The 23,767-nt window shown below is 74.2% G+C and carries 14 protein-coding genes; 13 read left to right on the forward strand and 1 reads right to left on the reverse strand.

Going from position 1 to position 23,767, the window contains the following annotated elements; all coding sequences use genetic code 11:
- Nucleotides 1-148: 148 nt before the first annotated feature.
- The 13 genes from sbnA (at nucleotide 149) to ACWC97_RS16935 (ending at nucleotide 22,760) form a co-directional block, all read left to right on the forward strand.
- On the forward strand, nucleotides 149-1,198 hold the full coding sequence (gene sbnA, locus ACWC97_RS16875) for a 2,3-diaminopropionate biosynthesis protein SbnA (RefSeq protein ID WP_352280140.1): 1,050 nt from the start codon (nucleotides 149-151) through the stop codon (nucleotides 1,196-1,198).
- Between the two features lie 161 nt (nucleotides 1,199-1,359).
- Nucleotides 1,360-1,623, forward strand: coding sequence for an acyl carrier protein (locus ACWC97_RS16880; protein WP_352280141.1), 264 nt, complete (start codon nucleotides 1,360-1,362; stop codon nucleotides 1,621-1,623).
- Nucleotides 1,620-2,906, forward strand: coding sequence for a beta-ketoacyl-[acyl-carrier-protein] synthase family protein (locus ACWC97_RS16885; RefSeq protein ID WP_450650006.1), 1,287 nt, complete (start codon nucleotides 1,620-1,622; stop codon nucleotides 2,904-2,906). Before ACWC97_RS16880 ends, ACWC97_RS16885 begins: the two co-directional genes overlap by 4 nt.
- A 35-nt stretch (nucleotides 2,907-2,941) precedes the next feature.
- Nucleotides 2,942-4,036: a beta-ketoacyl synthase N-terminal-like domain-containing protein gene (locus ACWC97_RS16890; RefSeq protein ID WP_352280143.1), complete on the forward strand. Its 1,095-nt coding sequence runs from the start codon at nucleotides 2,942-2,944 to the stop codon at nucleotides 4,034-4,036.
- A 39-nt stretch (nucleotides 4,037-4,075) separates the two neighbouring features.
- Entirely contained in the window at nucleotides 4,076-4,819 is a 744-nt protein-coding gene (fabG, locus tag ACWC97_RS16895; RefSeq protein WP_450650008.1) for a 3-oxoacyl-ACP reductase FabG, read from the forward strand.
- A 71-nt stretch (nucleotides 4,820-4,890) separates the two neighbouring features.
- Nucleotides 4,891-5,601, forward strand: coding sequence for a DsbA family protein (locus ACWC97_RS16900; protein WP_450650010.1), 711 nt, complete (start codon nucleotides 4,891-4,893; stop codon nucleotides 5,599-5,601).
- Nucleotides 5,598-7,079 (forward strand): condensation domain-containing protein, encoded by a 1,482-nt coding sequence (locus ACWC97_RS16905; RefSeq protein WP_352280146.1) that lies wholly within the window; start codon nucleotides 5,598-5,600, stop codon nucleotides 7,077-7,079. The genes ACWC97_RS16900 and ACWC97_RS16905 overlap by 4 nt, the downstream gene beginning before the upstream one ends.
- Nucleotides 7,076-8,248, forward strand: a complete 1,173-nt coding sequence (locus ACWC97_RS16910) for an FAD-dependent monooxygenase (protein WP_352280147.1) — start codon at nucleotides 7,076-7,078, stop codon at nucleotides 8,246-8,248. The genes ACWC97_RS16905 and ACWC97_RS16910 overlap by 4 nt, the downstream gene beginning before the upstream one ends.
- A gap of 176 nt (nucleotides 8,249-8,424) precedes the next feature.
- Nucleotides 8,425-8,640: an MbtH family protein gene (locus tag ACWC97_RS16915; RefSeq protein ID WP_352280148.1), complete on the forward strand. Its 216-nt coding sequence runs from the start codon at nucleotides 8,425-8,427 to the stop codon at nucleotides 8,638-8,640.
- A gap of 72 nt (nucleotides 8,641-8,712) precedes the next feature.
- Nucleotides 8,713-13,788: an amino acid adenylation domain-containing protein gene (locus ACWC97_RS16920; protein ID WP_450650013.1), complete on the forward strand. Its 5,076-nt coding sequence runs from the start codon at nucleotides 8,713-8,715 to the stop codon at nucleotides 13,786-13,788.
- Complete coding sequence (locus tag ACWC97_RS16925) at nucleotides 13,785-20,351, forward strand: amino acid adenylation domain-containing protein (protein ID WP_450650015.1); 6,567 nt, start codon at nucleotides 13,785-13,787, stop codon at nucleotides 20,349-20,351. Before ACWC97_RS16920 ends, ACWC97_RS16925 begins: the two co-directional genes overlap by 4 nt.
- Nucleotides 20,352-20,355: 4 nt before the next feature.
- A complete protein-coding gene (locus ACWC97_RS16930) occupies nucleotides 20,356-21,333 on the forward strand; it encodes an ornithine carbamoyltransferase (RefSeq protein ID WP_450650017.1) in 978 nt (325 codons plus the stop codon).
- A complete protein-coding gene (locus ACWC97_RS16935) occupies nucleotides 21,330-22,760 on the forward strand; it encodes an MFS transporter (protein ID WP_450650019.1) in 1,431 nt (476 codons plus the stop codon). Before ACWC97_RS16930 ends, ACWC97_RS16935 begins: the two co-directional genes overlap by 4 nt.
- Before the next feature lie 84 nt (nucleotides 22,761-22,844).
- Here the strand turns inward: ACWC97_RS16935 and ACWC97_RS16940 are convergent, their stop codons facing one another.
- Nucleotides 22,845-23,747 carry a hypothetical protein gene (locus ACWC97_RS16940; protein WP_352280153.1) on the reverse strand — a complete coding sequence of 301 codons (903 nt, stop codon included), beginning with the start codon at nucleotides 23,745-23,747 and terminating at the stop codon, nucleotides 22,845-22,847.
- Nucleotides 23,748-23,767: the final 20 nt, after the last annotated feature.

The raw sequence follows: 23,767 nt of genomic DNA on the forward strand, positions 1-23,767 counted from the left end.
TCGCCGCCCCCTCGCATTCGACACGCCCGGCGGCCGGCCCCGCACCGTGCACCGCCCGGCGCCCTTATGGAGGGCGTATAGCGCGCGGGCGCAGTCTGGCCCTGTTCATTCCGCACTCGTATCTCCCAGCAGAGGATGGCCGCATCACATGGCGCGCACAGAACGGGAGCCGGAGACGGGGCTGAAAGGCATCCTTTCCACCGTGGGAGGAACCCCGCTCGTAGAGCTCGAACGGTTGGTGCCGGGGTCCACCTCGCGGGTGTTCGCCAAGGTGGAGCGCTTCAACCCCGGCGGCAGTGTCAAGGACCGCTCCGCACTGAACATGGTGGCCACGAAGATCAGGTCCGGGGAACTCGTCCCGGGCCGGTCGACGGTCATCGAGTCCAGCTCCGGAAACCTCGCGATCGGGCTCGCGCAGATCTGCGGCTACTACGGCCTGCGGCTCGTCTGCGTGGTGGACACCCGTACCACCCGGCAGAACATCGCGATCCTGCGGGCCTACGGGGCCGAGGTCGAGATCATCACCGAACCCGACCCCGCCACCGGACAACTGCTGCCCGCCCGGCTGCACCGGGTCGCCGAACTCGTCGCGACCACCCCCCACGCCTACTGGCCCGACCAGTACGCCAACCCGCTCAACCGGCGGGCCCACGAGACCACGATGGAGGAGATCACCGAAGCCCTCGACGGCAAGGTCGACCAGCTCGTCGTGGCCGCCGGCACCAGCGGCACCCTCGGCGGCTGCGCCCAGTACATCCGCCGCCACCGCCTGGGCACCACCGTCAACGCGGTCGACGCCCTCGGCAGCGTGCTGTTCGGCCCACCCGCCGACTGCGCCCGCCTGGTGCCCGGCCACGGCGCGTCCGTCGCACCGAAACTGCTGCGGCGCTCCGACGCGGACCGGGTGGTGCACGTCGGCGACCTCGACTGCGTGGTGGGCTGCCGCACCCTGGTACGCCGCGAGGCGATCCTCGCCGGCGGCTCCTCGGGCGCGGTCGTCGCGGCCCTGACCCGGCTCGCCCCCGGCATACCGCCCGGCTCCAACGTGGTGATCGTGCTGCCCGACGGCGGCGACCGCTACCTCGACACCATCTACGACGACACCTGGGTACGGCGGCACTTCGGCGACGTCGCCCACCTGTGGGACGGGCCGGACGACGCCCGGGCCGTGGGCCAACTGGCCGATATAGCCCAGTAATAGCGTTCCGCCGCAGAATTTTTCCCATCGGAGGGAACGGCACCGGGACGAAAGTCTCCCGAAAGCCCGGCACCACCGGAACACAGAAATCCCGTCCCGGGAAATCCCCTCCCCGCGAGATCCCGGACAGGGACATCCGAACCGAGAACCGGAGGCACCACATGACCGCCCAGATCACCGACCTCGACACCGCGCGCAAGGCCGAGATCAAGGACATCGTCTGCGACATCCTCGAACTCGAACTCGACGAGGTCACCGACACCAGCCTCTTCAAGGAGGAGCACGACGCCGACTCCCTGCGCACCATCGAGATCCTCGCCTCCCTGGAGCGCAACTTCGGCCTCGTCCTGGAGCAGGCCGAGCTCAGCCGCATGGTCAACCTGGCGGGCGTGTACGCCGTGGTCGCGGAGGCCGAGGGAAAGTGAGCGGGGCGACGGACGGCACGGCGCCGCGCACGGCCGCCCGCCACCGGGTGGTGATCACCGGGCTCGGCGTGGTGACCAGCATCGGCATCGGAGTGGACGCCTTCGCCGCCGGCCTGCGCGCCGGACGCAGCGGTGCCCGGCCGATCGGCGCCTTCGACACCACCGGATTCGCGTACTCCAACGCCTGCGAGGTCACCGACTTCGACCCCGGCCAGTGGCTGCGCGACCTGAGGGCCGACGAGCTCGGCCGGGCCGCGCAGTTCGCGGTGGCCGGCGCCCGGATGGCGGTCGCGGACGCGGGACTCACCGAGGACGACGTACGGGCCAGACGCACCCTGGTCTCGGTCGGCACCACCGACGGCGAGTCCCGCGACCTGGACCATCTCATCGGCCTCCAGGTCGCCGAGGGCGAGGACCGGCTCGACGCCACCGTCGCCCGCCGGGTGTGGCCCGGCCGGCTCTCCGCCGGCATCGTCCGCGAACTCGGCCTGGAGGACGTGGAGACGGTCACCGTCCCCACCGCCTGCGCGGCCGGGAACTACGCGGTCGGCTCCGGCTACGACGCCATCAGCTCCGGCGACGTCGAGATGGCGCTCTGCGGCGGGGCCGACGCACTGTGCCGCAAGACCTTCACCGGCTTCTACCGGCTCGGCACCATCGCCCCCGACGTCTGCCGCCCCTTCGACGCCGACCGGCAGGGCATCCTGACCGGCGAGGGCGCCGGGATCCTCCTCATGGAATCCCTGGAGTCCGCACGCGCCCGCGGCGCCCGCATCTACGCCGAGGTCCTCGGCTACGGACTGTCCTGCGACGCCAGCCACCCGGTCGCACCCGACCGGGACTCCATCGCACGCTGCATCACCGCCGCCCACCACAACGCCGGCATCGAGGCGTCCGACGTGGACTTCATCTCCGCCCACGGCACCGGCACCAGGGCCAACGACGTCACCGAGGTCGGCGCGATCCGGCAGGTCTTCGGCGACGACCTCCCGCGCACCGTGTCGATCAAGTCGATGATCGGCCACACCATGGGCGCCGCCAGCGCCCTGGCCGCGGCCGCCTGCTCCCTGGCCCTGCGGGAGGGATTCATCCCGCCCACCATCAACCACCGCACCACCGACCCCGAGTGCGCGGTCGACTGCGTACCCAACCAGGCGGTCGAGGCCCGGCTGCGGGTCGTGCAGAACAACGGCCTCGCCTTCGGCGGGAACAACGCGGTCCTGATGCTCGGCCACTGGGACGGACCCTCCGCCCAGACCCCGCCCGCCCGCACAGCGGCGTGAACCGGCCCGACGCGGCCTGAGAGGAGTCGAACGCAATGTCAGCCGACGCGGTCACCACCGCGCAGGACCTGGTCGTCTCGGGCTGGGCCGTGTCCTCGCCCTACGGACTGGGCCGGGACGCCTTCACCACCGGACTGCGCGAGCAACGGCGCGCCGTCCACCCCCTCGACACCACCACCTGGCCGGTCCCCTACGACGAGGCCGGACTCATCCCCGGCTTCGACATCAGGGCCGTCCTCGGCCGCAAGGGCACCCGCTCCATGGACCGGGTCACCGCCATCGCCGCCACCACCGTGGGCATGCTCCTGGACGAGTACGGAACGGGACTGGCCGACACCCCCGAGAGCACCGGCCTGGTCCTGGGCACCTCCGGCAGCGTCCAGTCGATCATGGACTTCACCCGGGACGCCCTCACCGGCAAAGCGCCCTACCTGGTCGACCCCGCCAGATTCCCCAACACCGTGATGAACTGCCCCACCGGACACAGCGCCATCCGGCACACGCTCAAGGGCCCCAACGTCACCGTCTCCGGCGGCGCCGCCACCGGACTCCTCGCCCTCAACTACGCCTCCCGGCTCCTGCGCGGCGGCCACGCCACCGCACTCCTGGCAGGCGCCGCCGAGGAGTTCTCGCTCCAGCGCGCCCGGCTGGAGCACGTCGCCGACCACGGCGGCACCGCCCCCGAACCGCTCGGCGAGGGCGCGGCACTCTTCCTCCTGGAGAGCGGGGCCGCGGCCCGCGACGGCGGACGCACCGCCCTCGCCACCGTGCTCGGCTGCCGCTTCCGGGCCTTCCGCGACACACCCCGTGCCTCCGCCGTGCTCAGACACTGCGTCGAGGAGGTCCTGGCCGCCGCCGGAGCCACCCCCGACGACCTCGCGCTCATCGCCCCCGGCACCCCGCCCGGCGTCTTCGGCAAGGAGGAGACCGCCGCCCTGGACGGCCTCACCGCCCCCCGCACCGCGATCCGCCCCCTGGTCGGCGACGCCACCGCCGCCGGCGCCGCCTTCCAGCTCGCCGCCGTCCTCGCCGCGGCCGACGCCCGCCCCGCACTCGCCAACCGGCTCGCCCTGGTCACCGCCGTCGACCGGGACGGAACCGTCGGCGCCGCCCTCCTCCGCCTCGGCTGACCCACCACCCGAACCGCACTCGCAGAAAGGGCACGCACCATGTCCGACACCCTCAGACCGGTGGCCCTCGTCACCGGCGGATCGCGCGGCATCGGACGGTCCGTCGTGGAGGTCCTGGCCCGCGACGGATACGACGTGGCCCTGTGCTACCAGTCCCGCGCCGAAGCGGCCGAACTCGCCGCGAAAACGGCCCGGGAACACGGCGCCCGGACCCTGACCGGCCGCCTCGACGTCACCGACCGCGACACCGTACGCGCCTTCGTCGCCCAGACCGAGGACACCCTCGGCCCGGTCGACACCCTCGTCACCGCCGCCGGAATCGTCCGGGACAGCAACCTCGCCACCCTCACCGACGACGACTGGGACGCCGTGGTGCGCACCAACCTCGACGGCACCTACAACTTCGCCAAGGCACTCGTCTTCCCCATGATGAAACGCCGCCGCGGCACCGTCATCACCCTCTCCTCGATCGCCTCCCGGGGCCAGGCGAGCCAGACCAACTACTCCGCCTCCAAGGCCGGGATCATCGGCTTCACCAAGGCCCTCGCCAAGGAGGGCGGCCGCGCCGGACTGCGCGCCAACACCGTGGCACCCGGCTTCATCCGCACCGACATGACCGGCACACTCTCCGAGAAGTACGCCAAGGAGATGACCAGGAACATCCCGCTCGGCCGGTTCGGGGAACCCGAGGAGGTCGCCGAACTCGTCGCGTTCCTCGCCTCCGACCGCGCCGCGTACATCACCGGACAGGTCTTCTCCATCGACGGCGGCCTGGTCGTCTGACCCCGCCCCCGCGCCCCCGCACGGCGCCCGGAACAGACCACCGCCCCGCCCGCCACGCCCAGGAGCCCGCCGTGACCGCCCGCACCGCCAAGCCGCCCCGCTTCTACTTCAACCTGCGCAGCCCCTACAACTTCTTCGCCCTCGCCGACCTGGAACGCGACCACCCCGAACTCCTCGACCGCGTCCAATGGCGCCCGTTCTGGGAACCCGACCCGACCAGCGAGAAACTCCTCGCCCAGGCATCACCCGGCGCCGCGTTCCCGTTCCACCCGATGTCCCGGGCCAAACAGTTCTACATCCTGCGCGACGTCCGCAGACTCGCCGCCGACCGCGGCCTGGAACTGACCTGGCCGGTGGACCGCACACCCTGGTGGGAGCCGGCCCACCTGACCTGGTTCCTCGCCGAACGCGAAGGACTGGGCCGCACCTGGGTCGAACGCGCCGGCCGCGCCCGCTGGCTGGAAGGACGCGACATCTGCGACCCCGACGTGGTGCGCGAACTCGCCGAGGAGATCGGCCTGGACGCAACGGAGGCCGCCCAGGCCCCCCACCACCCCCTCCTGCGCGAACAGGGCGTACGCGCCCTGCTCGACGTGCACCGCGACGGCGTCTTCGGCGTCCCCTACTTCATCAACGGCGGCGAACCCTACTGGGGCCTGGACCGCGTCACCGCCTTCGCCGCCTCCTTCACCCCCGCCCCCGCCCCCGCCACCGCCGAGCCGCCCGCCGCGCCCGCCGCGGGCCGCACCACCGACATGAGCCACGCGGGAGGCTGCGGATGAACACCACCACCCAACCCGCCACGGCCGGCGGCACCCTCCCGCTCACCGCCGTCCAGGAAGCCATGTGGACCGCGTACCGCGTCGCACCCCACAGCGCCTCCTACAACATCGTCATGCCCCTGCTGCTGCGCGGCCCCCTCGACCCGGCCGCCATGGCCCGGGCCGTCACCGCCGTCGGCGAACGCCAGGAACTCCTGCGCTCCGTCTTCACCGAACACCACGGCGCACCCGTCCGCACCCCCGCCGAACACGCCCTGGTCACCATGGAGTTCCACGACCTCGGCCCCCTCGACGACGAAGCCCTGCGCCAGGCCGCACAGGAAGCCGGCGCCCGCCCCTTCCGCCTGGAATCCGGCGCCTTCCGGGTCGTCCTGCTGCGCCGCACCGACCACGAGTGGGTCCTGGTCACCGCCGCCCACCACATCGTCAGCGACTTCACCTCACGCTGGCTGCTCGTACGCGACCTGCTCGACGCCTACACCGCCATCGCCTCCGGCACCGCCCCGGCCTGGCGCCCCATCCCCGGCTCCTACACCGACCACACCGCCGAGGAACTGCGCCACACCGCCTCCGAGGCGGGACGGCGCGGCGCGGACCGGTGGCGCGAATCGGTCGCCGGGGCACCCGCCGCACAGCTCCCGCCGGACCGGCCGCGCCCCGCGGTCCGCTCACTCAGCGGCGGCACCGTCGTCCGCGTCCTGGACCCGGCCTGCGCCCGCGGCATCGACCCCGCCGCCGACGCCGCCGGCGTCACCCCGTTCGCCTACCTCCTCGGCGTCTTCCAGGCCCTCACCCACCGCTGGACCGGCCAGGAGGAGTTCGTCCTCGGAGTACCCGCGACCAGCCGCATGGGCAAGGCACAGCGCGACGTGATCGGCTGCTACCTCAACACCATGCCCGTACGCGCCGAGTTCGCCCCCCACAGCACCTTCCGGACCACCGCCGCACTGGCCGGCGAACGGGTCATGCGCGGCATGGTCAACGTCCGCTACCCCTGCGCCCTGGCCTTCCCCCAGGCCACCGTCTTCCGCACCGCACTGTTCCTGGTCCAGATGGACCGGATGGACCCACCGGTCCCCAACGTCCCGCCCGGACAGACCATCGGCCCGTCCATCACCTACAAGGGACTGGACATCGCCCTGGTCGACGTCCCCCAGCAGGAGGGCCAGCTCGACCTGCTGCTGCGCATCGAGCAGACCCCCCACGGCATCACCGCCGTCTTCTCCTACGACACCGACCTCTTCGACCACGCCACGGTCGAACGGTTCGCCGACGGATACGAGCGGATGCTCACCGCGGCCGTCACCGACCCCGACACCCGGATCACCGACGTCGAACTGACCGGACAGGACGAGACGGCCGCCCTGCTCGCCCTCGGCACCACCCCCTTCGACGACACCGCCGACCTCACCGGATTCGACGACTTCGACGCTTTCGAGTCCTTCGAGTCCTTCGAGAACCCCCGGGACCACCGATGACCCCGCGCATCGCGATCGCCGGCGCGGGACTGGGCGGCCTGACCGCCGCCGCCGCCCTCCACCACCGCGGCCTGGACGTCCAGGTCCATGAACGGGGGGAGGAACTGCGCGAACAGGGCGTCGGCATGCACCTGGGCCCCAACGGCACCCGGCTGCTCCAACGCCTGGGCCTGGGCCCGCAGCTGGCCAGGAGCGCGGTGCGCCCCGAGGCACTGGAGATACGGGCCTTCCACAACGGCGCCCTCGTCGCCCGCCAGGAGATGGGCGAGGCCTGGCAGCAGCGGTTCCGCGCCCCGTACTACACCGTGCACCGCGGCGACCTGCACCGGATGCTGGCCTCACAGGTCCCCGCCGAGCGCGTCCACACCGGCAGGGAACTCGTCCGGTACGAGGAGACCGGGCACGGCGTCGTCCTGCACTTCGCGGACGGCACCGACGCCCACGCCGACGTACTGATCGGCGCGGACGGCATGCACTCGGTGGTCCGCCGCACCCTCGCGGGCGACGACACCCCGGTCTACTCCGGCAACAGCGCCCTGCGCGGCCTGGCCGACGCCGCCGCCCTGCCCGCACTGGACCCCGCCCTGATGTACATGTACGCGGGCCCCGGCGCCCGCGTCCTGCTCTACCCGGTCGCCGGCGGACAGCAGTTCACCTTCGTCGTGGTGACCCCGGCCGCCGAGGGCGCCGCCGAGTCGTGGACCAGCGCCGGCGACCGCACCGACCTGGCCGCCGTCCTGACCGGCTGGGACCCGGCCGTGCGCGCACTGGCCGACGCGGCGGGGGAGGTGCGCCGCTGGGCGCTGTACGACCGCGAACCGCTGAAGCGGTGGAGCACCGCCCGCACCACCCTGCTGGGGGACGCGGCCCACCCGATGCTCCCGCACCACGGACAGGGCGCCAACCAGGCCGTCGAGGACGCCGTGGCGCTCGCCGTCTGCCTCCAGGAGGCGGCGCCCGGCGCGGACGGCATCACCGCCGCACTGCACCGCTACGAGCGGGCACGCCGCCCGCACACCACCCGCGTGCAGCTCGGTTCCCGGACCGGGCAGCAGCCGGGGGACGCCGCCCGGCGCCGCCTCGACGCCGAGAACGTCGACTGGGTCCTCGACCACGACGCCGAAGCGGCCCTGGCCGGGACACCGGACCGCCTTTCCCGGGCGGTGTGACCCGCACACCGCAGCACCGCCCACCCGGACAAGGGGCCCCTGGCGCTCTCCCCGCGCCAGGGGCCCCCGGCGTTCCCCCACACCCCGGGCCCGGCCAATACATCGTCGGCATAGGGCCCCGATAGCTCCCCCTTCAACCATGTCCATAACCGACCACACAGAGGGACGTCGAACTGATGAGCGAGAAGCAGACCGAAGAGACCCTGTACCGCGTCGTGCTCAACGACGAGGAGCAGTACTCGATCTGGTGGGCCGACCGCGCCCTGCCGGCCGGCTGGCACACCGAGGGCACCCAGGGCACCCGCGAGGAGTGCCTCGCGCACATCGCCGGGATCTGGACCGACCTGCGCCCCCTGAGCCTGCGCCGGCGCATGGACGCCACCGCCGCCTGACCCAACTGGCCGCCGGATCCGAGGCCGGGCCCGACCCCCACCGCGCCGCCCGATCCCGATGGAGGAGAGACTGTGAACGACCGCACGCTGTCGGGCCCGGACGCCGGTGCGACCACCGCCCGGCCCAGGACCGCACCCCTGCTGCCCGCCCTGTTCGCCGCCCAGCGCGCCCGCACACCCGACGCGCCCGCGGTGATCGGCCCCGACGGGACCACGGTCACGTACGCCGCACTCGGCGCCCGCGCCGCACTGTTCGCCACCCGGCTGCACGCCCTGGGCGTACGCCCCGGCGACTTCGTGGGCGTGTGCCTGCACCGCGGACCCGACCTGGTCGCCGGGCTCCTCGGCGTCTGGCTGGCGGGCGCCGCCTACGTACCGCTCGACCCGAACCACCCCGCAAGCCGCATCGCCCTCGTCCTGGACGACGCGCAGGCCCCCGTCGCCCTCGCCGAACGGGCCACCGCCGGCCAACTGCCCACCGGCATCCGGACCCTGCTCACCGACGACACCACCGGCGAACCGGCCCCAACGGCACCGGAGCCCCCGGCCGACCCGGCCCGGCCCGCCTACGTACTGCACACCTCCGGCTCCACCGGCCGCCCCAAGGGCGTCCTCGTCCCGCACGCCGGCATCGCCAACCGGGTGCGCTGGCTGGCCCACCGCCACCGCCTCGGCCCCGCCGACCGGGTCCTGCTCAAGACCACCGTCGGCTTCGACGCCGCCGGACTCGAACTGTTCTCCCCCCTCATCAGCGGCGCCGCCCTCGTCCTCGCCCCCCAGGGCGCCGAACACGACCCCGCGACCCTGCTCGCCGCCGTCACCGACCACGGCGTCACCGTCCTGCAGGGCGTCCCCTCCGTCTACCGGCGCCTGGTCGACGAACCCGGCTGGGAACGCGCCACCGCCCTGCGCCTGGTCTTCAGCGCCGGCGAACCCCTCCACGCCGACCTGTGCCGCCGCATCCTCGAACGCGCCCCCGGCGTACGGATCTGGAACACCTACGGCCCCACCGAGGCGTCCGTCGACATCACCGAGCACCCGTGGGACCCCGACCGGGACACCGGCGCCGTCCCCATCGGACGCCCCATCGGCAACACGCGCGTCGTCGTCCTCGACCCGGCGGGCCGGCCCGTACCCGTCGGCGTCGCCGGCGAACTCCACGCGGGCGGCATCCAGCTCGCCCACGGCTACCTGGGCCGCCCCGACCTGACCGCCGAACGCTTCGTCCCCGACCCCCACCACCACGGACAGCGGCTCTACCGCACCGGCGACAAGGTGCGCTGGCGCGCCGACGGCGTCCTCGAATACCTCGGCCGCCTCGACCAGCAGGTCAAGATCAACGGCGTACGCATCGAGCCCGGCGAGGTCGAGGCCGCGCTCACCGCCCACCCCTGGGTCCGCACCGCCGTCGCCGCCGCCGTCCCCGACACCACCACCGGCGGCCACCGCCTCGCCGCCTGGGTCCAGCCGCGCGGCGAAGCACCCCGCCCCGACGAACTGCGCGCCTTCCTGCGCCGCACCCTGCCCGACGTCCTGGTGCCCTCCGTCTTCGTCACCGTCGACGCATGGCCCCTCACCGCCAGCGGAAAGATCGACCGCGGCGCACTGCCCGACCCGGCCGCCGGCCGCACCGAAACCGCTCACGTCCCGGTACGCGACGCCACCGAACGCGCCGTCACCGAGATCTGGGCCCAGCTCACCGGCGTCCCCGCCGGCCAGATCGGCGCCACCCACGACTTCTTCCAGCTCGGCGGCTCCTCCCTGATGCTGACCCGGCTCTCCGAACTGCTGTCCGCGTCCGCCGGCACCCGGATCCCGCTGCGCGCCCTGTTCACCGCGACCACCGTCCAGGCCCAGGCCGCCCTGATCGCCCGCCCCGGCGACCCGACCGGTGACACCCACCCGGCAGAAACGGTTCTCCCCGTGCCCCGCAAGCCCGAGGGAATGCCCCTGTCACCCGGCCAGCAGGGCATGTGGCTCCTGGACCGGCTGCGCCCCGGCAGCAGCGAGTGGAACGCCCCCGTCTTCCTCACCCTGCCCGCCCGCTACAGCGACGCCACCGTCGCCACCGCCCTCACCGCCCTCGCCGACCGGCACGAGATCCTGCGCACCCGGTACGTCCTGCACGGCACCGAACCCGTCCAGACCATCGACGCCCCCCGCACCCGCCCGCCCCGGACCCGCACCGCGACCGCCGCGACCACCGACGAGCTCAACGCCCTGGTGCAGGAGGAGTTCGCCCGCCCCTTCGACCTGGCCAACGGCCCCGTCTGGCGCGCCCTGACCGTACGCCGGGGGAGCGGCCACCTGCACGTGGTCCTCTCCCTGCACCACATCGCCTGCGACGGCTGGTCCTCCGTCATCCTGGAACGCGACCTCAAGGCCCTCGCCGAGGCCGCCCACACCGGCACCGACGCCCGCCTGCCCGCCCTCCCCGTGCAGTACGCCGACCACGCCGCCCACCGCCGCGCCCGCCTCACCGACACCTTCCTCGCCCGCGAACTCGACCACTGGAAGCAGGCCCTGGACGGCATCGCCCCGCTCGACCTGCCCGCCGACCGGCCCCGGCCACCGGTACGCGACGCCCACGGCGCCGTCCACCTCTTCACCGTCCCCGCCGCGCTCACCGAACGCGTCGCCGCCCTCGGCCGCAGCTGCGGGGCGACCCTCCAGCAGACCCTCCTCACCGCGTTCGCCACGCTCGTCGCCCGCCTCACCGGCCGCTGGGACGTCCCCGTCGGCATCCCGGTCGCCGGCCGGGAACGGCCCGAGACCGCCGACGTCGTCGGGTTCTTCCTCAACACCCTCGTCCTGCGCTGCCGGGCCACGGCCCACGACACCTTCCACGACGCCGTCCTCAAGGTCCGCGACACCGCCCGCACGGCCTTCGCCCACCAGGAACTGCCCTTCGACCGGCTCGTCGCCGAACTCGACGACACCCGCGACACCGCCCGCACCCCCCTCTACCAGGTCATGTTCGACCTGCACGAGGAGGGCCGCACCGGCACCGCGACCTCCTCCGGCGACCTCGACGCCTTCCGGGGAGCCTGGCAGGCCGCCCGCACCGACCTCACGTTCGTCGTGCAGCGCCAGGACGACGGCTCCCTGCTCGGCATGGCCGAGTACGCCACCGCCCTGTTCGACCCCGCCACCGTCGAACGCTTCGCCACCTGCTGGACCCGGCTCCTGGAGACGGTCGCCGACGACCCGTGGACCCCCCTGGGCACCGCCGACCTCCTGCCCGCCGCACTGCGCACCGAACTCCTCGCCCACGGCCACGGCCCGGCCGGCCCGGGGGAGACCCCCACCCAGGCCTGCGACGGCGCCGTGCACACCGCCGTCGCCGAGACGGCCCGGCGCTCCCCGCGGGACCCGGCCGTCGTCTGCGGCGACGAGACCTGGACGTACCAACGGCTGACCGGCCGCGCCGCCCACCTCGCCCACCGGCTGCGCGCCCTCGGCGCCGGCCCGGAGACCACCGTCGCCGTGCTCCTCGGCCGCACCCCCGACCTGCTCGCCACGATCCTCGCCGTCTGGCAGGCGGGCGCCGCCCACGTCCCGCTCGACCCCGGCGCCCCCGACGAACGCCTCGACCATGTCCTCACCGACTCGCGGGCGGGCGTCCTGGTCACCGACACCACGGGCGCCGCCCGCCTGGCCGGCCTCCACCACGGCGCCGTCCTCACCCTGGACACCGAACCGGGCACCGCACCGCCGGCCGACGCCCCGCCACTGCCCGCCGCGGACGGCACCCGCCTCGCCTACCTGATGTACACCTCCGGCTCCACCGGCCGCCCCAAGGGCGTCGCCGTCGAACACCGCACCCTGCTGCCGGCCCTGCGCGCCTTCCAGGCCCACCTGGACTTCGGCCAGGGACCCGACGAAGCCTACCTCGCCCTGGCCCAGCCCACCTTCGACATCTCCTGGACCGAACTCCTCATGCCGCTCGTCGCCGGCGGCCGGGTGGTCCTCGCCCAGGACCACGAACTGCGCGACCACCGCGCCCAGCTCGCCCTCATCGACCGGCACGCCGTCAGCCACCTGCAGGCCGCCCCCACCCACTGGCAGATGCTGATCGACGCCGGACTCGGCCACCGCCCCCTGGTCGGCAAGACCGGCGGCGAGGACTGCCCGCCCGCCCTCGCCCGCGACCTCTCACGCCGACTGTGGCGGTTCATCAACGAGTACGGCCTCACCGAGACCACCATCGCCTCCACCCGGTGGGACGCCCACGACACCGCACGCTCCGTCCCGATCGGCCGCCCCTACCCGCACTGCACCGTCCGGGTACTGGACGAGAACCTCGCCCCCGTCCCCTACGGAGCCACCGGCGAACTGTGCATCGGCGGAACCACCCTCGCCCGCGGCTACCACGGCCGCCCCGACCTGACCGCCGCCGCGTTCGTACCCGACCCCCACGGCGACCCCGGCACCCGCCTCTACCGCACCGGCGACATGGCCCGCATGCTGCCCGACGGCACCCTGGAATTCGCCGGACGCGCCGACGGCCAGGTCAAGATCCGCGGCCGGCGCGTGGAGACCGGCGAGGTCCAGAACGTCCTGGCCGAACACCCCTCCGTCGCCCAGGCCCTCGTCACCGTCCACGGCACCGGACCCGACGCCGCACTCATCGGCTACTGGGTCGCCGCCGACCACATGCCCGTACCCGCCGACAGCGCACTCCTGGACCACTGCGCCCGCAGACTGCCCGACTACATGGTCCCCGCCCTCCTCGTGCCGATCACCGCCGTACCCCTCACCCGGCACGGCAAGGCCGACACCGCCGCCCTGCCCGTACCCGACCTCGCCGCCGCCCTCGCCGACGAGCCCTACACCGCACCCGAAGGCCCCGTCGAGGAGATCGTCGCCGGGATCTGGGCCGAGGTACTGCTCGGCCCCGACGCCGTCGCGGGCCACCGGATCGGCTCCCGCCAGGGATTCTTCCGCAGCGGCGGGAACTCCGTACGCGCCGCCCAGGTCATCGCCCGCATCCAGGAGGAGTTCGACGTCGAACTGCCCCTGCGAGCCGTCTTCGAACGCCCCACCGTCGCCCGGCTCGCCGAAGCCGTGGAAGAAGCCGTGACGGCCGAGATAGAGACGCTCACCGAAGCCGAACTCGCCCTCGCCCACAGGGAGTACCAGCCGTGACCGCACCCACCGCGCCGACGCGGCCCACGCAGGAGGAACTGCGCGCCGAACTCCTGCGCCGCCGCCTCGCCGGCCGCGCCGGGCAAGGCACCCCGACCACCGCCAGGGCCGCCACCATCCCCCGCGCCGACCGCACCAAACCCCTCGAACTCTCCTCCGGACAACGCCAGCTGTGGTTCCTGCACCAACTCGACCCGGCAAGCCCCGAATACCTCCTGCCCATGGCCCACCGGCTCCACGGCCCGCTCTCGACGGACACCCTCCGCCAGGCGTTCGACGCACTCGCCGCCCGCCACGAGATCCTGCGCACCCGCTACGTCCTGGACACGGCCGAACCCCGGCAGGCCATCGACCCGGCCGCCCCCGTCGACCTCACGGTCACCGACCGGCCCGGCCTCGACCCCGCCGCCCGCGACACGGCCGCCGTCACCTTCACCGAGACCCACGCCACCCAGCCCTTCGACCTCGCCACCGACCACCCCCTGCGGGTACGGATCCTGCGCCTGGCCCCCGACGACCACGTCCTGCTCGTCGTCATGCACCACATCGCCTGCGACGCACTGACCCGCCCCCTGCTCCTGGCCGACCTCGCCGCCCTCTACCGGGGCGAGGAACTGCCCGAACCCCCCGTCCAGTACGCCGACTACGCGGCCTGGGCCGCCCGCCGCCAGAACGGCCCCGACGCCGACCGCGGCCTCGACCGGTGGCGCCGCGAACTCACCGGCGTCGAACCGCTCGCCCTGCCCACCGACCGCCCCCGCCCCGCCACCCGCACCTGGGACGGCGCCTCGCACGGCTTCGACGTCCCCGCCGCCACCACCACCGCGCTGCGCCGGACCGCCGACCAAAACGACGCCACCCTCTTCATGGTCCTGCTCACCGCCTACCAGGCCCTCCTCGGCCGCTACACCGGCAAACAGGACATCGCGGTCGGCACCGCCGTCTCCGGCCGCACCCGCCCCGAACTGCGGCAGATGGCCGGATACGCCTACAACACCCTGGTCCTGCGCGCCCGCTGGGGGAGCGACCCGGCCTTCACGGACCTCCTCGCCGCCAACCGCACCACCGTCCTGGACGCCTTCGACCACCAGGACACCCCGTTCGACCGGATCGCCGACGAGCTGGAGCCCGAACGCGACCTGTCCACCACACCGCTCTTCCAGGTCATGTTCGACCTCGCGTCCGGCGAGGGAACGGACGGACCCGAACTGCCCGGCATCACCGCCCGACCCGTCCCCGCCGCCGGCTCCATCGCCCGCTTCGACCTGACCCTCCACCTCACCGAACGCGCCGACGGCACCCTGCACGGCAGCCTCGAATACGCCACCGCCCTCTTCGACGCCACCACCGCCGCCCGGATCGCCGGCCACTACACCCGCCTCCTCACCCAGATCGCCACCGCCCCCCACACCCCCCTGTCCGCCCTCGACCCCATCGGCCCCCAGGAACGCGCCCTCCTCCTCGACGGACCCGCCACCCCCGTCGGCACCGACCACCCCCTGGACGCCACCGCCCTGCGCCCCGTCCTGGAAACCATCCTCCACCAGGCCGCCACCACCCCCGACGCCACCGCCCTGCGCCACGACGGCACCACCTACACCTACCGCCGGCTCGCCGAGGAATCCGAACGCCACGCCCGCCGGCTCACCGGACTCGGCATCGGCCCCGAGGACACCGTCGCCGTCCTCCTGGACCGCTCACCCCACCTGATCACCGCCCTCCTCGGCATCTGGCGCGCCGGCGCCGCCTACGTCCCCCTCGACCCCGGCTACCCGGACGACCGCATCGCCCACATGCTGGCCACCACCGACACCCGCACCGTCCTCACCGAGACCCGCCACGCCGACCGCTTCGCCGACGGCACGGGCCGCACCGTCCTGGTCACCGACGACCCCGCCGAACAGGCCGCCCGCACGGCCGCCACCGCCGCCCTGCCCACCACGTACGACCTCGACGCCCTCGCCTACGTCATCCACACCTCCGGCTCCACCGGCCGACCCAAGGGCGTCCTCGTCACCCACCGCGGCCTGGCCAACTACCTCGGCTGGACCGTCCAGGCCTACGCCGACGCCGGCCCCGGCGGCGCCCCGCTGTTCTCCTCGATCGCCTTCGACCTCGGCGTCCCCGACCTCTACGCACCCCTGATGACCGGCCGCGCCGTCGACCTGCTCCCACAGGACTTCGACACCGCCGACCTCGGCGCCCTGCTCACCGCCGGCGCACCCTACGCCTTCATCAAACTCACCCCCGGCCACCTCGACCTGCTCCAGCAACAGCTGACCGACGACCAGGTCCGCGGCCTGGCCGGCCTCGTCATCGCCGCGGGCGACTCCTTCACCGCCCGCCTCGCCGAACGCTGGACCGCCGCCGCGGGCCCCGACGGCCCCCGCCTCGCCGCCGAGTACGGCCCCACCGAGATCACCGTCGGCAACTCCGCCTACTTCCTCGACGAACCCCTCACCACCGAACTCGTCCCCATCGGCCGCGCCGTCCCCCACACCACCATGTACGTCCTGGACGAACACCTCGCACCCCTGCCCGTCGGCGTGCCCGGCGAGGTGTGGATCGGCGGCATCGGCGTCGCCCGCGGCTACGCGGGCCGCCCCGACCTGACCGCCGAACGCTTCGTCCCCGACCCCTACGGCCCGCCCGGCACCCGCCTCTACCGCACCGGCGACATCGCCCGGGTCCTGCCCGACGGCAACCTCGACTTCGTCGCCCGCGCCGACCACCAGGTCAAACTCCGCGGCTACCGCATCGAACCCGGCGAGATCGAGTCCGCACTCACCGCCCACCCCGCCGTCGCCGAAGCCGTCGCCCTCGTCCGCGAGGACACCCCCGGGGCCAGGGAACTCGTCGCCTACCTCGTCCCCGCCGAAGACGCCCGCCCCGACGACCTCACCCCGGCCACCCTGCGCGCCCGCCTCGGCGACACCCTCCCGCCCTACATGGTGCCCGCCGCCTACCTCACCCTCGACGCCCTGCCACTGACCGCCAACGGCAAACTCGACCGCCGCGCCCTGCCCGCCCCCGGCCGCGCCGCCACCGCCGTCGGCGCCTACGTCGAGGCCCGCGACGCCACCGAAGGCGCCATCGCCGCGATCTGGGCCACCGTCCTGGGCCGCGACACCGTCGGCGTCCACGACAACTTCTTCGAGCTCGGCGGCGACTCCATCCGCGCCGTCACCCTCGTCGGCGCCCTGCGCGAGGCCGGCTGGGAGACCAGCGTCCGCGACATCTTCGCCCACCGCACCGTGGCCCGCCTGCGCACCGCACTCGCCGACGCCGACACCGACGCCGACGCCGACGCCGAGGGCACCGGACCCGGCACCACCGTCGCCCGCTTCGCCCTCATCGGCGACGACGACCGCGCCGCCCTGCCCGCCGACGTCACCGACGCCTACCCCGTCTCCCTCACCCAGGCCGGGATGATCGTCGAGATGCACGGACGCAGCACCGAGAACCGCTACCACAACATCACCTCCTTCCGGATCCGCGACGAACTCCCCTTCGACCCCGACGCCTTCCAGCGCGCCGCCGACCTCATCGTCGAACGCCACGAGGTCATGCGGACCTCCTTCGCCCTCGACGGCTACTCCCGGCCCCTCCAGCTCGTCCACGCCGCCGCCCGGATGCCCTGCGTCTTCCACGACCTGCGCCACCTGCCCGCCACCCGACGCGAACAGGCCCTGTGGGAATTCGCCGACCGCGACCGCGAAGAACTCTTCGACCTCACCCGCGCACCCCTCATGCGCATGGCCGTCCACCTCCTGGACGACGAGAGCTGGTGGCTGTCCATCACCGAATGCCACCCCGTCATCGAGGGCTGGAGCTACCACTCCCAGCTGATGGAAATGGTCCGCGCCTACCACGCACTGCGCTCCGGCACCCCACCCGAGCCCGCCCCGCCCCTGCCCTCCGTCCGCTACGCCGACTTCGTCGCCGGCGAACTGCGCTCCCTGGACGACACCGCCGACCGCGACCACTGGCGCCGCATCGTCGACACCTACGAACGCTTCAGCGTCCCCACCGGCTGGCAGGGCGACGACGAGAGCGACGAGCGCTACCGCATCGACATCCCGCTCGGCGACACCGAACCGGGCCTGCGCGCCCTGGCCACCGCCGCCGAGGTCCCCTACAAGAGCGTCCTGCACGCCGCCCACAGCAAGGTCCTGTCCCTGCTCACCCGCGCCACCCGCTTCCGCGGTGGCATGGTCGCCGACGCCCGCCCCGAGGAAGCCGGCGCCGAACGCGTCTCCGGCATGTACCTCAACTCCGTGCCCTTCCCCTACGAGCGCACCGCCAGGACCTGGGGCGAACTCGCCCAGCAGGTCTTCGCCCACGAGGTCGAACTGTGGCCGCACCGCCGCTACCCCATGCCCGCCATGCGCGTCCCCGGCGGCGAGTCCCACCTCATCGACGTCCTCTTCCACTACCTCGACTTCCACCAGGTCGACACCGAACTCATCGACATCATGGCCAGCCGCGACGACAGCCCCAACGAGTTCCGGCTCGTCGTCGGCACCCCCGTACGCGGCCACCTCTCCCTCGCCTCCCGCACCGGCACCCTCTCCCGGGGCCGCGCCAAACGCCTCGCCGCCCTCTACACCGCCGTCCTCACCGACATGGCACGCACCGGCGCCGACGGCGACGCCCGCGGCGCCTACCCCGACGCCCAGGAACGCGCCACCCTCACCGCCCCCGCCCTGCCGCACTCCGACACCCCCGCCGACGTCCTCGGCGCCATCGAGGCACAGGCCGCCCGCACCCCGGCCGCCCCCGCCCTCTCCCACGGCTCCACCACCCTCTCCTACGCCGCCCTCGACGCCCGCGCCGAGGCCGTCGCCCACCGGCTGCGCGCCCTCGGCGCCGGACCCGAGACCCGCGTCGCCGTACTCCTGGACCGGGGCCCCGACCTGGTGGCCGCCCTCCTCGGCGTCTGGAAGACGGGAGCCGCCCAGGTCCCCCTGGACCCCTGCACCCCCGACCCCCGCATCACCGCCGCCGGCATCACGCTCGCCGTCACCGAACGCCGGCACGCCGCCCGCCTGGGCGACGTCCCGCTCCTGGTCACCGAGGACATCGACGACACCCCCGCACCCACCCGGCCCGCCACCGCCCACGACCCCGACCGCCTCGCCTACGTCCTGCACACCTCCGGCTCCACCGGCACCCCCAAGGGCGTCGAGATCAGCCACCGCTCCCTCGCCCACTACCTCCACTGGGCGGTCGAGCAGTACGCCGCCGCCGGCACCGGCGGCGCACCCTGGTTCACCTCCGTCGGCTTCGACCTCGGAATCCCCGCCCTCTACGCCCCCCTGATGACCGGCCAGACCGTACGGCTGCTCCCGCAGACCTACGAACCGGGGGAGTTCGGCACCGAACTCCTCAAGGGCGCGCCCTACTCCTTCGTCGGACTCACCCCCGGCCACCTGGCACTCCTGGAAACCCAGCTCACCGACGCCGAACTCGGCTCCCTGGCCGCGCTCGCCGTCTGCGCCGGCGACGCCTACCCGGCCGACCAGGCCCACCGGGTCACCGCCCGCACCCGGGCCGGCGGCATGGCCCTGGCCGCCGAGTACGGCCCCACCGAAGCCACCGTCGCCGCCACCGCCCTGCGCGTCCTGCCCCGGCACCGCCCCGCACCCCGCCCCGCCCCGGCCGCCTCCGGCGTCCGGACCGGACTCCAGCACGCCGCCACCCTGCACGCCCCCGAACACCCCCGCGACCCGCGCACCCTCGTGGCCCTCGGCTCCCCGCTCCCGGGCGTCACCCTGCGCCTCCTGGACGACCTGCTGCGCCCGGTCCCCGACGGCATCACCGGCGAGGTGTACCTCGGCGGCGACGGACTCGCCCGCGGCTACGCCGGACGCCCCGGCCCCACCGCCGCCGCGTTCCTGCCCGACCCCTACGGACTGCCGGGCGCCCGCCTCTACCGCACCGGGGACCTGGCCCGCCGCCTGCCCGGCGGCGCCCTGGAGTTCCTCGGCCGCGCCGACGACCAGGTCAAGATCCGCGGACACCGCGTCGAACCCGGCGAGGCCGAGGCCGCGCTCGCCGCCGACCCCGCCGTACGCGAAGCCCTCGTCGCAGCCGTCGACGCCGCCGACGGCGGCAAGCGCCTGGCGGCCTGGGTGGTGCCCGCCGAGGGACACACCGTCCACGTGCCCGCCCTGCGCGAGAGGCTGCGCGCCGTACTGCCCGCCGCCGCCATCCCGGCCACCGTCACCGCCCTGCCCGCGCTCCCGCTCGGCGACAACGGCAAACGCGACCGGTTCGCCCTGGTGGCCCGCGCCGCCACCGCCGCCGACACCCCCTACGAGGAGCCGCGCAGCGACACCGAACGGCGGCTCGCCGCCGTCTGGGCCGAGGTGCTCGGCCTCGAACGGGTCGGCGTCCACGACGACTTCCGCGACCTCGGCGGCGACTCCCTGCTCGTCCCGCCCCTGCTGCTCGCCGCCCGCAGGGCCGGGCTCCCTCTCGACCTCGCCACCGCACTGCGCCACCACACGGTGGAACACCTCGCCGCCGCACTAGACGCCCGTACGGCCCAGGAAGGCTGACCCCATGCGCCATCTGATCTCCATCGACGACCTCACCGACGCGGAGCTGCGGCGGATCGTGGACCGCGGCGCCGAGTTCTCCGCCGGCCCCGCCCGCCGGGCCCTCCCGCTGGACGGCCAGGTGGTCGGCGTCTACTTCGCCAAGACCTCCACCCGTACCCGCACCGCCTTCTCCTCCGGATCGCTCCGACTGGGCGGCTCCCTCGTCTCCTACGGACCCGGCGACCTCCAGCTCAACACCGGCGAGACCACAGAGGACACCGGCCGGGTGCTGTCCGGGATGCTCGACGTCCTCGTCGCCCGGACCGCCGGGCCCGAGGCCGAACTGCGCGACTGGGCCCGCCAGGGCACCATGTCCGTGGTCAACGCCATGACCGCCGAGGAACACCCCACCCAGGCACTCACCGACCTCACCACCCTGGTGCGCCACTTCGGCCGCGTCGAGGGCCTGCGCGTCCTGTACACGGGCGAGGGCAACAACACGGCGGCCGCCCTCGCGCTCGCCCTCACCCGCTTCCCCGGCGTCCACTTCGAGGTCCGCACCCCGCCGGGCTACGGACTCGACGAGACGATCGTGCGCCGGGCCCGCGCCCAAGCAGCCCGCACCGGAGTTACCCTGACGGAGCGTCACGACATGGAGGAGCTGGCCGGCGGCTACGACGTGATCTACACGACCCGCTGGCAGACCACCGGCACCAGCAAGCCCGACCCCCACTGGCGCACCCTCTTCGCCCCCTTCCGGGTCACCCCCGCCCTGTGGGGGACCAGCCCGGACGCCGTGTTCATGCACGACCTGCCCGCCCACCGGGGCGAGGAGGTCGCGGCCGAGGTGCTCGACGGGCCGCACAGCATCGCCTTCGCCCAGGCCACCAACAAGATGCACAGCGCGATGGCGGTCCTGGAGTTCGTCCGCACCGCGAACGGGCCCCAGGCACCCGCGACGGCCCCGGCCGCCGGCCGCGAGTTGGTGGCCGCGCGATGAAACCCGCGACCGGCCCCGCGCCCGCCCCCGCCGACCCGGCGGTGGTGCCCTGGCTCCTGGCCGAGCAGCCCACCGACACCGACACCGACACCGGCACCAGCACCGGCACCGGTCCCGTTCCCGTTGCCGACACCGTTCCCGGCACCGGCGCCGCTGCCGAGGAGCGGCCCGCCGGGACGCCCGCGCCCGCCCCGGCCGGGAAGGACACCGCCCCGCCCGTACCGCTGCGGCGCAACCGCGACTACCGCCTGCTGTGGGGCGGCGCCGGCCTCTCGCTGCTCTCCGGACGCGCCACCGCCGTCGCCTACCCGCTGGCCGTCCTGTGGGCGACCGGGTCGCCCGGCGACGCCGGACTGGTGGGGACCGCGCTGCTGCTGCCGCAGCTCGTGGTGCAGCTGCCCGGGGGCGCGCTCGTCGACCGCTGGGACCGCCGGCGCGTCATGCTCGCGACCGGGCTCGGCCAGGCGGTGGTCGCCGGCGCGGTCGCCGCGCTCCTGCTCAGCGGGCAGATACTGCTGTGGGCGCTGCTGGCCGCCGCGTTCGCCGAGGGCACCCTCGGCGTGCTGTTCCAGCTGGCCGAGCGGGCCGCCGTGCCCGCCGTGGTGCCGCCCGAGCAGATCGGCGCCGCGATGACCGGCAACGAGGCCCGTACCCGGGGGGCCGCCATCGCGGGCCAGCCGCTGGGCAGCGGACTGGTCACCCTGGGCTCCGCGCTGCCGTTCGTGGCGGCCGCCGCCGGTCAACTCGCCGCCGTGGCATGCCTGTTCGGGGTAAGGGGACGGCTCCAGCAGGACCGGGCCCCAGCGCCCCGCACCGCGCTGGCCGCCGAGGTCCGCGCCGGACTCGTCTGGATGTGGCGCCAGCGCTTCCTGCGGGCCGTGATGGCCGCCGTCGCCGTCTCCAACATCCTCTTCCAGGGCCTCAACCTGGCGGTGATGTCCGGCATCCAGTCGGCGGGCGGCACCGAGTTCCAGGTGGGCGCCGTGCTCTCGCTCAGCGGGGCGGGCGGCCTGGTCGGGGCGCTCAGCGGCGGCCGGTGGACCGAACGCCTCTCCATGCGCGCCCTGGTCATCGGCGGGCTGGCGGTCTGGGCGCTGCTGATGGTGCCCGTCGCCGTGCTCCGCGACCCCTACGCCCTGGGCGCGATCTTCGCGCTGAGCGGCTACGTGGGCGGTGTGTTCAACGTGGCGGGCAGCGTCTACCTCGTGCGGATCGCACCGGACGAGATGCGCGGGCGGGCCAACTCCCTGGCCATGCTGGTCGGCGGCGGCGCGATGGCCGTGGGACCGGTCGCGGCCGGGTTCGCCCTGGAGGGCCTCGGCCCGACCCGCACCATCCTCGGACTCAGCCTCGCGATGGCCCTGACGGCCCTGGCCGCGCTGGTCTCCCCGGCCCTGCGCCGGGGCCCGTTCGCGGCGAACGGCTGACCGGCCCCGGCCCGGCCCACGGAAAGAAGAAGGGGGGGCACCGCGTCCGCGGTGCCCCCCCTTCCCCGTGCCTGCCGGGAGGTGTCATCTCCCGGACGGTTCACCCCGCCCGCGCGCCGCCGCGGCGAGCACCACGGCGACGGCCACCACGACCGCGCCGACGAGCCACGCGGCGACGGTGAGCGTGAGCCGGTCGGGCCGGAGCAGCGGCTGTCCCCGCTCCGCCTGCCAGAGCAGCAGCGCGGTGACCCCGGCATGGCCGGCGCCGACGACGGCGACCAGGGCCGTGCGCGTCCCCTCGCCCCGCAGCAGCCGCACCCGTCCCGCGAGCATCCCCAGGCCCAGGGCGACGAGCGGCAGCAGCTGCAGCGCGTGCAGACCGACGAAGTGCGCGACCCGCAGGTCCCCGCCACCGGTCGCCCAGTGGGTCAGCGGCAGACCGGAACCGCCGTCCAGCACCCCGACGCCGTGCGCGCCGACCGTGCCCGGATGCTCCCCGGCGTCCACGGCCCGCTGCTGCGCCGCCGTCGGACTGGTCATCAGATACCCGATCGACATGCCCGCCAGGGAGACGGACACCCCGATCGGCACGGCCCAGGCCAGCGGCCGGTCCACCGTGCGCTGCCACAGGAGGAAGACCCCGAGCAGCAGCGTCATGGTCCAGCCGACATAGGCCGCGCCACCCATCGCCTTGACCAGCACCTCGTCAAGGACGGACGACACATTGAAGTGGCTGCGTTCGCCCCGTGCCGCCTGGAACGCGATGATCGACATCTCCGGAACGACGAACAGCACCACGGTGGCGGTGCCGAGCCGGCCCAGGGTGCGCCGCCAGCGTTCCGTCCGGCCGATCATCCACGCCAGGGTGATCGTGTACAGGCCGAAGGAGACCGCGAACTTCAGGGGTTTGAGCCACACCCCCTCACCCAGCACGGTGCGTCCGTCGAGGAACAGGCCGCCGGCGGCCGTCGCCGCGAGCAGTGCCATCGCCCCCGCGCACCAGGCGA

The sequence above is a fragment of the Streptomyces sp. NPDC001108 genome (genome assembly GCF_053598535.1).

What these genes read in the sequence shown, in the direction of transcription:
- sbnA (WP_352280140.1), top strand. Translation starts at nt 149, where the DNA reads ATGGCGCGCACAGAACGGGAGCCGGAGACGGGGCTGAAAGGCATCCTT.
- ACWC97_RS16880 (WP_352280141.1), top strand. Translation starts at nt 1,360, where the DNA reads ATGACCGCCCAGATCACCGACCTCGACACCGCGCGCAAGGCCGAGATC.
- ACWC97_RS16890 (WP_352280143.1), top strand. Translation starts at nt 2,942, where the DNA reads ATGTCAGCCGACGCGGTCACCACCGCGCAGGACCTGGTCGTCTCGGGC.
- fabG (WP_450650008.1), top strand. Translation starts at nt 4,076, where the DNA reads ATGTCCGACACCCTCAGACCGGTGGCCCTCGTCACCGGCGGATCGCGC.
- ACWC97_RS16905 (WP_352280146.1), top strand. Translation starts at nt 5,598, where the DNA reads ATGAACACCACCACCCAACCCGCCACGGCCGGCGGCACCCTCCCGCTC.
- ACWC97_RS16910 (WP_352280147.1), top strand. Translation starts at nt 7,076, where the DNA reads ATGACCCCGCGCATCGCGATCGCCGGCGCGGGACTGGGCGGCCTGACC.
- ACWC97_RS16915 (WP_352280148.1), top strand. Translation starts at nt 8,425, where the DNA reads ATGAGCGAGAAGCAGACCGAAGAGACCCTGTACCGCGTCGTGCTCAAC.
- ACWC97_RS16930 (WP_450650017.1), top strand. Translation starts at nt 20,356, where the DNA reads ATGCGCCATCTGATCTCCATCGACGACCTCACCGACGCGGAGCTGCGG.
- ACWC97_RS16935 (WP_450650019.1), top strand. Translation starts at nt 21,330, where the DNA reads ATGAAACCCGCGACCGGCCCCGCGCCCGCCCCCGCCGACCCGGCGGTG.
- ACWC97_RS16940 (WP_352280153.1), bottom strand. Translation starts at nt 23,747, where the DNA reads ATGGCACTGCTCGCGGCGACGGCCGCCGGCGGCCTGTTCCTCGACGGA.